Source organism: Acidovorax sp. GW460-11-11-14-LB4 (assembly GCF_059423685.1).
The window spans coordinates 1-14,757 of record NZ_JBWKYJ010000093.1 but is presented as its reverse complement, the minus strand read 5'-3'; the positions used below and the strand labels follow the sequence as shown (position 1 = coordinate 14,757).

At 64.2% G+C, this 14,757-nt stretch carries 12 protein-coding genes; all 12 read right to left on the bottom strand.

Annotation, left to right across the window (positions count from 1 at the left end; translation table 11 throughout):
* Window positions 1–441 (bottom strand): tRNA pseudouridine synthase A (locus tag AC07X4_RS21970; RefSeq protein ID WP_494741308.1); only part of this gene is annotated, 441 nt, incomplete at its 3' end.
* Window positions 441–3,053, bottom strand: coding sequence for a motility hub landmark protein FimV (locus tag AC07X4_RS21965; protein WP_494741307.1), 2,613 nt, complete (start codon window positions 3,051–3,053; stop codon window positions 441–443). The genes AC07X4_RS21965 and AC07X4_RS21970, both read right to left, overlap by 1 nt.
* Before the next feature lie 289 nt (window positions 3,054–3,342).
* Window positions 3,343–4,473 carry an aspartate-semialdehyde dehydrogenase gene (gene asd / locus AC07X4_RS21960; RefSeq protein ID WP_494741306.1) on the bottom strand — a complete coding sequence of 377 codons (1,131 nt, stop codon included), beginning with the start codon at window positions 4,471–4,473 and terminating at the stop codon, window positions 3,343–3,345.
* Window positions 4,474–4,876: 403 nt separating this feature from the next.
* On the bottom strand, window positions 4,877–5,950 hold the full coding sequence (gene leuB, locus AC07X4_RS21955; RefSeq protein WP_288850990.1) for a 3-isopropylmalate dehydrogenase: 1,074 nt from the start codon (window positions 5,948–5,950) through the stop codon (window positions 4,877–4,879).
* Between the two features lie 76 nt (window positions 5,951–6,026).
* Window positions 6,027–6,677 (bottom strand): 3-isopropylmalate dehydratase small subunit, encoded by a 651-nt coding sequence (gene leuD, locus AC07X4_RS21950; RefSeq protein ID WP_056061459.1) that lies wholly within the window; start codon window positions 6,675–6,677, stop codon window positions 6,027–6,029.
* Window positions 6,678–6,688: 11 nt separating this feature from the next.
* The gene (locus AC07X4_RS21945; protein ID WP_005795904.1) at window positions 6,689–6,814 is read right to left on the bottom strand and encodes an entericidin A/B family lipoprotein; all 126 of its coding nucleotides are present in this window, start codon (window positions 6,812–6,814) and stop codon (window positions 6,689–6,691) included.
* A 69-nt stretch (window positions 6,815–6,883) separates the two neighbouring features.
* Entirely contained in the window at window positions 6,884–8,305 is a 1,422-nt protein-coding gene (leuC, locus tag AC07X4_RS21940) for a 3-isopropylmalate dehydratase large subunit (RefSeq protein WP_494741305.1), read from the bottom strand.
* Between the two features lie 21 nt (window positions 8,306–8,326).
* On the bottom strand, window positions 8,327–9,304 hold the full coding sequence (locus AC07X4_RS21935; protein ID WP_395455657.1) for a LysR family transcriptional regulator: 978 nt from the start codon (window positions 9,302–9,304) through the stop codon (window positions 8,327–8,329).
* A 135-nt stretch (window positions 9,305–9,439) separates the two neighbouring features.
* The gene (locus AC07X4_RS21930) at window positions 9,440–10,804 is read right to left on the bottom strand and encodes an MBL fold metallo-hydrolase (RefSeq protein ID WP_494741304.1); all 1,365 of its coding nucleotides are present in this window, start codon (window positions 10,802–10,804) and stop codon (window positions 9,440–9,442) included.
* 154 nt (window positions 10,805–10,958) lie between these two features.
* Window positions 10,959–12,104 (bottom strand): molecular chaperone DnaJ, encoded by a 1,146-nt coding sequence (gene dnaJ, locus AC07X4_RS21925; RefSeq protein WP_056061470.1) that lies wholly within the window; start codon window positions 12,102–12,104, stop codon window positions 10,959–10,961.
* An 84-nt stretch (window positions 12,105–12,188) separates the two neighbouring features.
* On the bottom strand, window positions 12,189–14,138 hold the full coding sequence (gene dnaK, locus AC07X4_RS21920; protein ID WP_494741303.1) for a molecular chaperone DnaK: 1,950 nt from the start codon (window positions 14,136–14,138) through the stop codon (window positions 12,189–12,191).
* A gap of 93 nt (window positions 14,139–14,231) precedes the next feature.
* On the bottom strand, window positions 14,232–14,757 hold a 526-nt coding region (grpE, locus tag AC07X4_RS21915), incomplete at its 5' end, for a nucleotide exchange factor GrpE (protein WP_494741302.1).

The window sequence follows — 14,757 nt, the reverse complement described above, 5'->3', positions numbered from 1 at the left end:
GCCCACCCGCCCGGCATCCACGCTGGGCCGCACTGGCGACTGCAGAAGCACGTAGGCATAGCGCCGGGCCACGGCGCTGGCACGCGCATGAAAGTGGTCTGGGACCGCCTGAGCCCATTGCACCGCAATGTCGGAGGGCAGGAAGGTGTTGGTACCCCGGACCCATGACGCTGCGGGCCGGTCCAGCGGGGTGTCAAAGTGCACCACCTGCATCAGGCCGTGCACACCCGCATCGGTACGGCCTGCGCAAAGGGTGCTGACCGGATGCGTAGCAAAGCGGCCCAGGGCCGCTTCGAGTTTGTCCTGCACGGTGTTGCCAGAAAGCTGGCTCTGCCAGCCACTGTAGGCTTGGCCGTTGTAGCTGACACCCAGCGCCACCCGGGTCACGGGGCGGCCTGGGGACGTGCTGGGGGTTAAATCAGCGGAGGGGCCGAGCGGCATCAGCCCAGTTCGGCCAGCATGCGCTGGGCGCGGGTCTTGAGGGCGCCGCTGGACTCTGCCACCACCTCTTCAATCAGCGTACGAGCGCCGTCGGTGTCCCCGATGGCGTTGAACTCTTCGGCCAGCGCAAGCTTGGTGGCCAGCGGGTCGTCCTGCGCTGCGGCCGATCCATCGTCGGTGAATTCCGGTGCGGGAGCAGCCGGTGCCTTGGCGGCGGGAGCTGCCATGGGCTTGGAGGGTGCGTTCAGGTCCAGCGACAGGTCGCCCAGATCAAACTCCATAGGGCCGGAGTCTTGGGGCTCTCCATGGAGTGGCATGGGGCCGGACGGCGCCATGGTCAGGTCGTCGCTGCTGGGGAAGTCCAGATTGGCGACCGGAGGCGGCGCCATTATGGGACTCGGAGCGGTTTCCTGACTGCTCCACGCGGCCGTGGGCTCGTCGGGGATGCTGGGCAGATCCAACTCGGGGCGCAGCGTCTGTGGTTCGCCGGCTTCACCGTGGTTGTTGGCCGCAGCAGCCGCAGCGGCCGCAGCAAAACCACCGGCTGCAGCGGGGGGGGCGTCCGTCAGCGCGTCATCGGGCAGGTCCAGATCCAGGTCGAGGTCCAAGTCTGGGGGCAGGGCTGCGGCAGGGCTGCCTGCACCAGTGAAGGTGCTGGGGAACCCGCCCGGTGGCACGGAAGGCGATTCATCCTCGGCCATTCCGGGGCGGCCGCCAGGTTGGTACAGGCGGTTTTCGGGCTCCAGGTCACGCCCGAGTTCCGCAATGCGGTTCCAGTCAGGCCCTTCGCCCTGGGTCAGCTTGAACACTTCGCCTGCGACGGCCTCAAGGGCTTTGCGGTCCTGGCGCTTGGCGTAGATTTCACCCAGCTTGACGTGCACTGAGACGCGGCCCGGGTTGTGGCGCACGGCTTCTTTCAGGATTTCTTCGGCCTGGAGATCGCGACCGTAGGCCAGATAAACGTCGGCTTCGGCCACGGGGTCCACGTCGCCGCCGGCGTCCAGTTGGCTGGGTGAATAGGCCATGGACGAGCCGGTGGTCATGTCGCTGTTGGCTGTGTCTACACGCTGGCCGCCGCTGGCACCAAAAAACGAGTCGGGTTGAATGCGACTTTCCAGGAAGGAGCTGTCCACCCCACCGTTCTGTCGACGGCGCTGGACCAGGCGGTAAGCGCCAAATCCGAGCAGGCCCGCCACCAGGATGCCGCCGCCAATAGGCAACAGTGGGTCGTCCATGAGGGTGGACAGGAAGCCGGGCTCCTCGACGGGGGCCGGAGCAGGTTTGGGTGTGGGCGCCGGTTTGGGGGCCGGTGCGGGTGCAGAGGCCTCCGTGGCGGGTGCCGAGGCGGCCGCTTCTGCTGCCACTGCCGTGTCTGGCGGGGTGCTGGCGGCCGCTGCGGGGGCGGATGCCGGGGCTTCGGGCGCCGGCGGCGCGGTCGGTGTTGCCGGGACGGCTGGGGCCTGCACGGCCACCCCCGCAGGTGCGCTGGCCGCACCCGCAGCGGCGGGCGCAGGGCTGCCTCCGGCGGCTGCAGAGGCTGCGCTCAGCTTGTTGAGGTCGGTGATGTTCTTGGACAACTCCGCCATCCGCGTGGCGGCTTCACTGGCCTGTTTGTCCTTGGCGACTTGCTCTTCGGCTGCCTTTTGGCCTTTGACGGCCCCCTTGGACAGGGTGAGCTTGTCGGGCGCTGCAGTCGCGGGTTTTTTGTCTTCTACGCGCGTCTGTACGGTGCCAGAGGCGGAGCGCTGGGCAGCTGCCACTTCGGTCGAAGGGGCCGCACCCGCTAGTTTGCGGCGGAAGTCGTTGAAGTCACGGGCCTGTGCGGCCAGAATCTGACGTGCTTCGGGGGCAGTGGTGGATTGTGCTGCGGCCTGGTCGGGCATTTGCAGCACGGCACCTGCCCTCAGGCGGTTGACGTTGCCCTGAATGAACGCGTCCGGGTTGGTACGCATCATGGCGACCAGCATCTGGTCGAGCGAAACGCCTGCAGGCTTGTACGCGTTCGCGATGCGGCCGGCAGTATCGCCTGCCTGTACCGTCACGCCATCTGCGGGGGCAGGGCGTGGGACTGCCGCACGGGGTGCGGGTGCAGCGGCGGTTGCCTCGCTGGCACGGGGTGTGGCTGCGGGGCGCGTCGCAGGGACCTGGGGCGCCACCGGTGCAGAAATTTGGGGCGCTGCTGTGACGGCAGGCGCTGCGCGGCGCATGCTTGGAGGGTCAAACAGCATGGTGTAGCTGCGAACGATACGGCCTGAGCCCCAGTTGGCATCCAGCACCAGGTCCAGGAAGGGTTCGTTCACAGGCCGGTCGCTTGACAGGCGCAACACGGCGGTGCCGTCGGCGCGGCGCTGCAGTTGAATCTGCAGGTTGTTCATGGTCTGCGTGTATTCCATGCCCTGGGCACGGAAGACCTCAGGCGTGGCCGTCGTGGCACGCAGCGAGTCCGCTTCGGCCGGAGTGATCTGTGGCAGGTCGATTTCAGCGCGCAGCGGCTCGCCCAGGGCAGACTGCACGGTGATGCGGCCCAGTGCCAGCGCAGACGCGTCGCTGGTGTAGAAACCAGCGCAAGCCACGGCCGCGGCCGCCAGGACAGAAAATTTCCAACGATGCATGTTTGCCAACAACTGATTAGGATTTTTTGCGGCTCGGACGAGCGGTGCTTTTGTTCTCATGGTCTGATCCCCGCCCCGGCGCGTGAAAATATGTAAAAAGCACCATAGCATCAATGTTTTGCACTGACAAGCTGAGGTGGCTCCGAAGCTTTGAGTGGGGTCCCGGCGCCCCAAATTGGGGCGTGCAGATGTTGCCAATTGCCAACGCCGCGTAACCGAGTGTGTCGATGTCTCAGGCGTAAAAAAGCGCGCGCAAGGGGGCTTGCGCGCGCTTTATGAGGTGAGACGATCAGGCGTTGAGCAAGATACGCAGCATGCGACGCAGTGGCTCGGCGGCGCCCCAGAGGAGCTGGTCGCCGATGGTGAAGGCGCCGACATACTCGGGGCCCATGGCCAGCTTGCGGATGCGGCCCACGGGGATGGTCATGGTGCCCGTCACGGCGACGGGTGTCAGGTCCTTGATGGTGGCTTCGCGGGTGTTGGGTACCACCTTCACCCACTCGTTGTCGGCGGCGATCGTTGCTTCGAGGTCGGCCACGGGCACGTCCTTCTTGAGCTTGAAGGTCAGGGCCTGGCTGTGGCAGCGCATGGCGCCCACGCGCACGCAGAATCCGTCGACTGGAATGGCTGCGGAGTCAAAGCCTTCGCCCAGGCCAAGAATCTTGTTGGTTTCGGCCATGCCCTTCCACTCTTCTTTGGACTGGCCGTTGCCCAGGTCCTTGTCGATCCAGGGGATCAGCGAGCCACCCAGCGGCACGCCAAAGTTGGCGGTTTCTGCACCGGTCAGTGCGCGCTGCTTGGCGATGACCTTGCGGTCGATTTCCAGGATGGCGCTCTTGGGGTCGTCGAGCAGGGCCTTCACTTCGGCATTTAGCGTGCCGTATTGGGTGAGCAATTCGCGCATGTGCTGCGCGCCGCCGCCCGAGGCCGCCTGGTAGGTCTGGGTGCTCATCCACTCGACCAGCCCCGCCTTGTACAGTGCGCCCACGCCCATCAGCATGCAGCTCACGGTGCAGTTGCCGCCCACCCAGTTCTTGCCGCCGTTGGCCAGCGCGTCCTTGATGACGGGCATGTTCACCGGGTCCAGGATGATCACGGCGTCTTTTTCCATGCGCAGGGTGGATGCCGCGTCAATCCAGTGGCCGTTCCAGCCTGCGGCGCGCAGCTTGGGGAAGACTTCGGTGGTGTAGTCGCCGCCTTGGGCTGTGATGATGATGTCGCAGCGCTTCAAGGCGTCGATGTTGAAGGCGTCTTGCAGTGTGGTTTCGTTCTTGGCCTGCGCAGGGGCCTTGCCGCCGGCATTGGATGTGGAGAAGAACAATGGCTCAATCAGGTCGAAGTCTTGTTCCTCGACCATGCGGTCCATCAACACCGAGCCGACCATGCCGCGCCAGCCGACCAAACCTACCAACTTGCTCATTTCAACGCCCCTTTTCAGATTAAGAAACAGTGCCAGACCAGACTGTTTGCCCCGGCTCGTCTGGCCGGGAGAGGGCGCACGACGGTACCGGAGCTGGATCAGCCCTTAATAATGGTCGTGGTTTTGGTGGTGATTGCGCGCACAGCCACGCCTGCCAGGGCGGCAGTTGCGGTGTTCAGGTCGAACGGGCGGGCGGCAAACATGGACGTTATTGTAATAGATCGCGGCTTGCACGAGGCTTGCAGCGTTGCGGGAACGCCATGGTCCGCTCGGCGACGGCGCCCCTGGCGGGCTGGATGGGTGTGCGAGTCGGTCCGCGCCCATAAAAAAGGCGATCACAGAGGATCGCCTTTTGCGGATGCCGCGCGCCGCCGCTGTGGGCAACTCGGACGGCTGGGGTGATTTACGCCTGCAGCGCCTTCACCACCGCGTCGCCCATCTGCGCCGTGCCGACCTTGGTGGTGCCTTCGCTGTAGATGTCGGGCGTGCGCAGGCCCTGGGCCAGCACCTTCTGCACGGCGGCTTCGATGCGCTGGGCGGCGGCTTCCTGGTTCAGGCTGAAGCGCAGCATCATCGCTGCCGAGAGGATGGTGGCCAGCGGGTTGGCCACGCCCTTGCCGGCGATGTCGGGGGCGCTGCCGTGGCTGGGCTCGTACAGGCCCTGGTTGCTGCTGTTCAGGCTGGCCGAGGGCAGCATGCCGATGGAGCCAGTCAGCATGGAGGCTTCGTCCGACAGGATGTCGCCAAACATGTTGCCGGTCACCACCACGTCAAACGCCTTGGGGGCCTTGACCAGTTGCATGGCCGCGTTGTCCACGTACATGTGCTGCAGTTCGACGTCGGGGTATTCCTTGTGCACGTCGGTGACCACGTCCTTCCAGAACTGGAAGGTTTCCAGCACGTTGGCTTTGTCCACGCTGGTGACCTTCTTGTTGCGCTTGCGGGCGGCCTGGAAGGCGACGTGGGCGATGCGCTCGATCTCGGGGCGGCTGTAGCGCATGGTGTCAAACGCTTCTTCGGCACCGGGGAAGTGGCCGTCGGTGGCCACGCGGCGGCCGCGCGGCTGGCCGAAGTAGATGTCGCCGGTCAGCTCGCGGATGATGAGGATATCCAGGCCTGCGATCAGTTCGGGCTTGAGGCTCGATGCGCCCACCAGTTGCTCGTAGCAGATGGCAGGGCGGAAGTTGGCGAACAGGCCCAGGTTCTTGCGCAGGCCCAGGATGGCCTGTTCGGGGCGCAGGGGCCTGTCGAGCTTGTCGTATTTCCAGTCGCCCACGGCGCCGAACAGAATGGCGTCGGCTTCCTTGGCGAGCTTGAGGGTGGACTCGGGCAGCGGGTGGCCGTGGGCCTCGTAGGCGGCGCCGCCGACCAGGGCCGATTCCATCTCGAACTTCAGGTCGAGTGCGTTGAGGACCTTGACGGCCTCGGCCACGATTTCGGTACCGATGCCGTCACCCGGCAGAACTGCGATTTTCATTGATTTTGCTTTGTTTTTGATAGCTGCTAGCGCATATGGATGTAGCGCTTGCGGCCGATTGGGCTGAATTTTTGAGTTACGACACCATGGTGTGTGCCAGCCAGGGCTTGGTGGCAAGCCGCTGGGCTTCAAAGGCCTTGATCTTGTCCGACTGGCGCAGGGTCAGGCCGATGTCGTCAAAACCGTTGAGCAGGCAGTACTTGCGGAAGGCCTGCACGTCGAACGGGATCTCTTCGCCCTGGGGGCGCACGATGACCTGGCGCTCCAGGTCGATGGTGAGCTGGTAGCCGGGGAAGGCCAGCACTTCATCGAACAGCTGGGCCACCGTGGCCTCGGGCAGCACGATGGGCAGCAGGCCGTTCTTGAAGCAGTTGTTGAAGAAGATGTCGGCAAAGCTGGGCGCGATGATGGCGCGGAAGCCGAACTGATCCAAGGCCCACGGCGCGTGCTCGCGGCTGGAACCACACCCGAAATTCTTGCGTGCGATCAGGATGCTGGCGCCTTGGTAACGCGGCTGGTTCAGCACGAAGTCGGGATTGGGCTTGCGACTGGCGGGGTCCTGGCCGGGCTCGCCGTGGTCCAGGTAACGCCATTCGTCAAACAGGTTCACGCCAAAGCCGGTCTTCTTGATCGACTTGAGGAACTGCTTGGGGATGATGGCGTCGGTATCGACGTTCTCGCGATCCATGGGGGCCACAAGGCCCTTGAGCAAGGTGAATTTTTGCATGGCGGTATCAGTTACTTGGCGGCCCGCTCGATGGCGCTACCGGCTTTGCCAATGTCCTGGCCCACACCCTTGACGGTGTTGCAGCCAGCCAGCACAAAGGCCAGGGACAGGGCGATGAGGGTGGCGGTCTTTTTCATGACAAGGCTCCTTCAGGCGGTTGGGGCAGTAGAGAGGACAACGGGCGGATGATGGGATGAATGATCAGCTCAGGTGAACTGGCGGATGTCCACAAAGTGGCCGTGCACGGCAGCGGCTGCGGCCATGGCCGGGCTCACCAGGTGTGTGCGGCCACCAGCGCCCTGGCGGCCTTCAAAGTTGCGGTTGCTGGTGGAGGCGCAGCGCTCGCCAGGCTCCAGCCGGTCGGCGTTCATGGCCAGGCACATGCTGCAACCGGGCTCGCGCCACTCAAAGCCTGCGGCCACAAAAATCTTGTCCAGGCCCTCGCGCTCGGCCTGCTCCTTGACCAGCCCCGAGCCGGGCACCACCATGGCCAGCTTCACATTGCTGGCCACCTTGCGACCCAGGTTCTTCACCACAGCGGCGGCTTCGCGCATGTCTTCGATGCGGCTGTTGGTGCAGCTGCCGATGAACACCTTGTCGATGGTGATGTCATTGATCGGCTTGCCGGGCTGCAGGCCCATGTAGGTCAGCGCGCGCTCGATGGCGCCACGCTTGTTGACGTCCTTTTCCTTGTCCGGGTCGGGCACGCGGGCGTCCACGCCCAGCACCATCTCGGGGCTGGTGCCCCAGGTGACCTGCGGCACGATGTCGGCCGCATCAAGCTTGACCACGGTGTCGAACTTTGCGTCGGCGTCGGAGTGCAGCGTCCTCCAGTACGCAACGGCCTGGTCCCATTCCACGCCCGTGGGCGACAGGGGGCGGCCCTTGACGTATTCAATGGTTTTGTCGTCCACCGCCACCAGACCCGCGCGAGCACCACCTTCGATGGCCATATTGCACACGGTCATGCGGCCTTCCATGCTCATCCCGCGGAAGACAGAACCTGCAAATTCAATGGTGTAGCCCGTGCCGCCGGCCGTGCCGATCTTGCCGATGATGGCCAGCACCACGTCTTTGGGCGTCACGCCTTTGGCCAAGGTGCCATCAACCTGCACCAGCATGTTCTTGGCTTTTTTGGCCAGCAAGGTCTGCGTGGCCATCACGTGCTCGACTTCGGAGGTGCCGATGCCGTGGGCCAGGGCGCCAAACGCGCCGTGCGTGCTGGTGTGGCTGTCGCCGCAGACCACGGTCATGCCGGGCAGGGTGGCACCGTTTTCAGGGCCGATCACGTGCACGATGCCCTGGCGCTTGTGCATGAACGGGAAGAACGCGGCGGGTGTGATCTGCGCGATGTTGTCGTTCAGCGTGGTGATCTGTTCTTTGCTGATCGGATCGGTGATGCCGTCGTAGCCGTTTTCCCAGCCCGTGGTGGGCGTGTTGTGGTCGGCCGTGGCCACGATGGAGCTCATGCGCCAGACCTTGCGGCCTGCCTCGCGCAGGCCTTCAAACGCCTGGGGGCTGGTGACTTCGTGCACCAGATGGCGGTCGATGTAGAGGATGGAGGTGCCGTCCTCTTCGGTGTGGACGACATGCTCGTCCCAGATCTTGTCGTACAGGGTGCGTCCCATGGCGTGGCTTTCTTTCTGCTTTCAGGTGGGTGATTGGATTTTAGTGTCGGGGGCCGGGTGCGCCGGGGCGGGTTCTGCCCGGGGTGAGAGGTGTTCCACCAGCAAACGCGCGGTGACGGGCAGGGCATCAAAGTCGCGGGCTACCACGCGCAGTTCGCGGTGGGCCCAGGCATCGCTCAGCGGAATGGCTTGCAGGTTGCCCACACCGCGCATCAGCGCAAACGCCCGGTCGGGCAGCAGGCCCACGCCCAGGCCGTTGTCGATCATGCGGCACATGGCGTCCAGCCCCGTCACCTGGATGCGCTGGCGCAGGGGGCGCCCGGCTGCGGCAGCGGCCGCGCGCATGGCCAGGCTGATGCTGCTGTTGGCGTGCAGGCCCACAATGTCCCAGTCCAGGACTTCTTCAAAATTGATAGCATCCAGCGCAGATAAATCATGCGCTCGGGGCACAACCAGCACCAAATTGTCGGCGCGGTAGGGGCGGCTCTGCAGCTCCAGGGCTCCGCCCCCGTTTGCCATGCCGATGTTGCAGATGCCCAGGTCGGCGGCTCCCTCTTGCACGGCGTGCAGCACATCGCTGGAGAGGTGCTCCTGCAGGTCGATCTTGATCTGGCTGTGCTCGCGCGCGAAGGCGCCCAGGTCTTCGGGCAGAAACTGGAAGATGGCCGAGATGTTGGCGTGCATGCGGACATGGCCGCGAACGCCGTCGGCGTATTCACTCAGTTCGCCCTGCATGCGCTCCAGGCCAAACAGCACGGTACGCGCATGGTGCAGCAGGCTCTCGCCGGCGGGCGTGAGCGTCACACCCCGGCTGTGGCGGTAGAGCAGGGCGGTGTCTACAGCTGTTTCCAGGTCCGACAGGCGCTTGCTGACCGCCGATGCTGCAATGAATTCGCGCTCGGCGGCGCGGCCGATGCTGCCCAGCTCGCACACCGCCACGAACAATTGCAGCGAGGTGAGGTCAATACGGCGCGCAAAACTGCGCTCGGAGCTTTTCATGGGGTTTTGACTTCTCAAAAAGAGAAGGTTTCATATTTTCTCCCCATTGTTGGTGATTTGTCATCGCGATACGCGATGGCTGCGATGCCCTTCTGCGCGAGAGCGGCTCTCCTGGAGTGCAGAAAGAGACCGGGCTCAGGCCGCGCAGGTGCTGTCGTGCTCTGGCACTGAGGCCCGCCAGCGCAATTCGTGTTCTATGCGCTGGCGCAGCAGGTCTGCGGCGCCCATCTCGCCATGCACCACATACACCTGGTCGGGCGCGTGCCCCATGCTGCGCAGCCAGGCGATGAGCTGGTTGCCGTCGGCGTGGGCCGATGCGGAAGACAACTTGACCACTTCGGCGCGCACGGCCACGTCCTGGCCGTGAATGCGGATGGTCCGTTCGCCCTCAGCCAGCCGCGCGCCGCGTGTGCCCGGCGCCTGGTGCCCGGTCAGAATGATCATGTTGCGGTGATCGCCAGCGTGCAGCGCCAGGTGGTGCAGCACGCGTCCTCCGGTAGCCATGCCACTGGCCGACAGGATGACCATGGGACCATGCAGTTTGGCCAGTCCTTTGGATTGCTCGGGGGTCTGGACCATGGTGGCGCCATGCTCTAGCACCTGCACCTCGCGGCCGCTCAGGCGGTGTTCCTGCATGTGGTGCTGGAACAGTCCGGTGGTGCTCACGGCCATGGGGCTGTCGAGGAATACCTTGAGCGATGCAGGTACCACACCCTGCGCCTTCAGCAACCCGATGGCGTGCAGCACGGCCTGTGCACGGCCCACGGCGAAGACGGGCACCACGGCAATGCCCCCGCGTGCGGCCAGGCGCTGCAGGGCGGGGCCCAGTTCGTCGAGCAGACCTTCGGGCGGGTGCTCCCGGTCGCCATAGGTGGATTCGATGAGCACGGTGTCCGCCTGGGGCGGGGCGTCCGGTGGATTCATCAGCAAGTCGTCCGGCCGGCCCAGGTCGCCAGAGAACAGGATTCGCCTGCCGCCCACCTCCAGCAGCACGCTGGCCGCACCCAGGATGTGGCCTGCGGGCGAAAGGGTCACGCGCCAGCCGGGCAGGGGCTCGAACGCCTTGTGGAAGGCATGGATCTGGAATTGTTTGAGGCAGTGCAGCGCGTCGAGCCGGGTATACAGGGGCAGGGCGGGGCTGTGGCTGCTGAGCTGGTGGCGGTTGAGGAAGGCCGCGTCCTCTTCTTGCAGGTGCCCGCTGTCGGGCAGCAGGATGGTGCACAGGTCACGTGTGCCCGGGGTGCAGTGGATGGCGTGGGTGTAGCCGTCGCGCGCCAGCAGCGGCAGGTAACCGCTGTGGTCCAGGTGGGCATGGGTCAGCACCACGGCGTCGATCTGGTGCGGCGTGACGGGCAGGGGCTGCCAGTTGCGCAGGCGCAGCTGCTTGTAGCCCTGGAACAGGCCGCAATCGACCAGCAGGCTCTTGCCGTTGTAACGCACCAGGTACTTGGAGCCGGTGACGGTGCCGGAGCCCCCCAGGAAGGTGATGTTGACGTTCATGTGTCCAGACTCCCGGGTGATCATCGATGATGACCATCCTACTGGTCGGATTGCGCCTGCGGACGTTGCCAGGGGGTTTCTTGCCTTGCGTCAAGAAAAAACCGCCTGCGGCTTTGGGGCTGCAGGCGGTTTTTGGCGGGAAACCCGTGCGTGATCAGCTGAAGAAGTTCTTCAACCGGTCCGTCCAGCTCTCGCCGCTGGGCGAATGGCGTGCGCCGCCCTTCTTGAGGGAGTCTTCCAGCTCGCGCAGCAGCTTGCGCTGGTGTTCGGTGAGCTTGACGGGTGTCTCGACCGCAATGTGGCAGTACAGGTCACCTGGGTAGCTGGCGCGCACACCCTTGATGCCCTTGCCGCGCAGGCGGAACTGCTTGCCGGCCTGGGTGCCTTCGGGGATGTCGATGGCCGCCTTGCCCTGCAGGGTGGGCACCTCGATCTCGCCACCCAGCGCCGCTGTGATGAAGCTCACCGGTACCTGGCAGTGCAGGTCGTCGCCGTCGCGCTCGAAGATGTCGTGTTTCTTCAGGCGGATCTCGATGTACAGGTCGCCTGGTGGGCCGCCGTTGGTACCCGGCTCGCCGTTGCCTGTGGAACGGATGCGCATGCCATCGTCGATGCCGGCAGGAATCTTCACTTCCAGCGTCTTCTGCTTCTTGAGCTTGCCCTGGCCATGGCAGGTGGTGCAAGGCTCAGGAATGATCTTGCCCGTGCCGCGGCAGTGGGGGCAGGTCTGTTGCACGCTGAAGAAGCCCTGGCGCATTTGCACGGTGCCCGCGCCTTGGCAGGTGCCGCAGGTCTTGGCGCTGGTGCCGGGTTTGGCGCCGCTGCCATGGCAGGTGTCGCAGGTGTCCCAGGATGGGATACGAATCTGCGCGTCTTTGCCGCGAGCTGCTTCTTCGAGCGTGATCTCCATGGCATAGCTGAGGTCACTGCCACGGTAGACCTGGCGTCCACCGGCGCCGCGCCCGCGCCCGCCTTGTTGGCCGAACATGTCGCCAAAGATGTCGCCGAAGGCTTCTGCAAAACCGCCAAATCCTTCTGCTCCCGCGCCACCAGGGCCGCGCATGTTGGGGTCTACCCCCGCATGGCCATACTGGTCATAGGCCGCACGCTTTTGTGGGTCCGAGAGCATCTCGTAGGCCTCTTTGGCCTCTTTGAACTTCTCCTCGGCAGGCTTGGCTGCGTCCCCCTGATTGCGGTCAGGATGGTGCTTCATCGCCAGCTTGCGATAGGCCTTTTTGATTTCTTCGTCCGAGGCGTTCTTCGGAACGCCCAGGATTTCGTAAAAGTCTCGTTTGGACATAGTGATTCAGAACCCGGTTGGAACAGGAACGCCGCGCAGCCCCTGACGAGCATTGCGCGGCGGCTCGGGTCAACGGGGGCTCGTTCAGCCCTTCTTGACTTCCTTCACCTCGGCATCAACGACGTTGTCGTCGTCTGCGGGCTTGTTGGCTGCACCGGCCGATGCGCCTGCGGCGTCTGCACCACCGGCCGCCTGGGCGGCTTGCGCTGCCTGCGATTCGGCGTACATCTTCTCGCCCAGCTTCTGGCTGGCGGCCATCAGCGCGGTCGTCTTTTCGTCAATCGCGGCCTTGTCTTCACCCTTGAGGGCTTCTTCGAGGGCCTTCACGGCTGCAGCGATCGCGTCCTTTTCACCTGCGTCGAGCTTGTCGCCGTGTTCGGTCAGGCTCTTGTTGACGCTGTGCACAGCGGCTTCACCCTGGTTGCGGGCCTGCACCAGTTCCAGCTTCTTCTTGTCGTCCGCAGCGTTCAGCTCGGCGTCCTTCACCATTTTCTGGATTTCTTCTTCCGACAGGCCCGAGTTGGCCTTGATGGTGATCTTGTTTTCCTTGCCGGTGCCCTTGTCCTTGGCGCCCACGTGCAAGATGCCGTTGGCGTCGATGTCGAACGACACTTCGATCTGCGGAACACCGCGAGCTGCGGGCGGAATGCCTTCGAGGTTGAACTCGCCCAGCAGCTTGTTGCCAGTAGCCATTTCGCGCTCGCCCTGGTAGACCTTGATGGTCACGGCAGGCTGGTTGTCGTCGGCCGTCGAGAAGGTCTGAGCGAACTTCGTCGGGATGGTCGTGTTCTTGGTGATCATCTTGGTCATCACACCGCCCAGGGTTTCGATACCCAGCGACAGGGGGGTCACGTCCAGCAGCAGCACGTCCTTGCGGTCGCCCGACAGCACTTGGCCCTGGATGGCGGCGCCCACGGCCACGGCTTCGTCAGGGTTCACATCCTTGCGGGGGTCCTTGCCGAAGAATTCCTTGACCTTCTCCTGCACCTTGGGCATGCGGGTCATGCCGCCGACCAGAATCACGTCATGGATGTCGGACACCGACACGCCAGCATCCTTGATCGCCATGCGGCAAGGAGCGATGGTGCGCTCGATCAGCTCTTCCACCAGTTGTTCCAGCTTGGAGCGGGTCAGCTTGATGTTCAGGTGCTTGGGACCCGAGGCGTCGGCCGTGATGTAGGGCAGGTTGATGTCGGTTGCTGCCGAATTCGACAACTCGATCTTGGCCTTTTCGGCGGCTTCCTTCAGGCGTTGCAGGGCCAGGACGTCCTTGGACAGGTCCACGCCTTGTTCCTTCTTGAACTCGCCGATGATGAAGTCGATGATGCGTTGGTCGAAGTCCTCGCCGCCCAGGAAGGTGTCACCATTGGTCGACAGCACTTCGAACTGCTTTTCGCCATCCACGTCAGCGATTTCGATGATGGACACGTCGAACGTGCCGCCACCCAGGTCATACACGGCAATCTTGCGGTCGCCCTTTTCCTGCTTGTCGAGGCCAAAGGCCAAGGCTGCAGCGGTGGGCTCGTTGATGATGCGCTTGACATCAAGGCCGGCGATGCGGCCAGCGTCCTTGGTGGCTTGGCGCTGGGCGTCGTTGAAGTACGCGGGCACGGTGATGACGGCTTCCGTCACGGGCTCGCCCAGGTAGTCTTCAGCCGTTTTCTTCATCTTGCGCAGGATGTCTGCGGACACCTGCTGGGCCGACAGCTTGTTGCCGCGCACTTCGATCCAGGCGTCGCCGTTGTCGGCAGCCACGATCTTGTAGGGCATCAGGTCGATGTCCTTTTGCACTTCTTTTTCGGTGAACTTGCGGCCGATCAGGCGCTTGACGGCGTACAGGGTGTTCTTGGGGTTGGTCACGGCCTGGCGCTTGGCCGAGGCGCCGACGAGGATCTCGCCGTCTTCCTGGTAGGCCACGATGGAGGGCGTTGTGCGTGCGCCTTCGCTGTTTTCAATCACGCGGGTCGTGTTGCCCTCCATGATGGAAACGCAGCTGTTGGTGGTGCCCAGGTCAATGCCGATGATTCTTCCCATGATTTTTCTCCGAATGCTTGAATGGTTTGGATGGCTAGTAACTTGTGGATAACTTGGTTTGCTTCAAGTCTTCCAGGTCGATTTTTTTGAGGCTTACTTGGGCGCAGTCACGGTGACTAAGGCTGGGCGCAACACGCGCTCCGCGATCACGTAGCCCTTTTGCAGCACAGCCACCACCGTATTGGCTTCTTGCTCCGCGGGCACCACGCTGATGGCCTGGTGCTGGTGGGGGTCGAACTTGGCGCCTGCGGCGGGGTTGATGGCCACCACCTTGTTGCGCTCCAGCGCAGACGTCAGCTGGCGCAAGGTGGCGTCGGCGCCTTCGCGCAGTTGCTGGGGCGTGGCCTCCTTGATGGCCAGGGCCGCGTCCAGGCTGTCAGCCACGGGCAGCAGGCTCTCGGCAAAACTCTCGATGCCGAACTTGCGGGCCTTGGACACTTCCTCTTCAGCGCGGCGGCGGGCGTTCTCAGCCTCGGCCTTGGCGCGCAGGAACTGGTCCGCCAGATCGGCACTTTTGGCCTTCAGCTCGGCCAGCTCGCCCTGCAGGCGTGCCAGCTCATCGGAGGCGTGGGCGGCCATGGCGGCTTCGACTTCTTCGGGGGCGGGGGCGCTTGGGGCG

Coding starts and splice junctions, on each gene's coding strand:
- AC07X4_RS21965 (WP_494741307.1), bottom strand. CDS start 3,053: ATGCATCGTTGGAAATTTTCTGTCCTGGCGGCCGCGGCCGTGGCTTGC.
- asd (WP_494741306.1), bottom strand. CDS start 4,473: ATGAGCAAGTTGGTAGGTTTGGTCGGCTGGCGCGGCATGGTCGGCTCG.
- leuB (WP_288850990.1), bottom strand. CDS start 5,950: ATGAAAATCGCAGTTCTGCCGGGTGACGGCATCGGTACCGAAATCGTG.
- leuD (WP_056061459.1), bottom strand. CDS start 6,677: ATGCAAAAATTCACCTTGCTCAAGGGCCTTGTGGCCCCCATGGATCGC.
- AC07X4_RS21945 (WP_005795904.1), bottom strand. CDS start 6,814: ATGAAAAAGACCGCCACCCTCATCGCCCTGTCCCTGGCCTTTGTGCTG.
- leuC (WP_494741305.1), bottom strand. CDS start 8,305: ATGGGACGCACCCTGTACGACAAGATCTGGGACGAGCATGTCGTCCAC.
- AC07X4_RS21935 (WP_395455657.1), bottom strand. CDS start 9,304: ATGAAAAGCTCCGAGCGCAGTTTTGCGCGCCGTATTGACCTCACCTCG.
- AC07X4_RS21930 (WP_494741304.1), bottom strand. CDS start 10,804: ATGAACGTCAACATCACCTTCCTGGGGGGCTCCGGCACCGTCACCGGC.
- dnaJ (WP_056061470.1), bottom strand. CDS start 12,104: ATGTCCAAACGAGACTTTTACGAAATCCTGGGCGTTCCGAAGAACGCC.
- dnaK (WP_494741303.1), bottom strand. CDS start 14,138: ATGGGAAGAATCATCGGCATTGACCTGGGCACCACCAACAGCTGCGTT.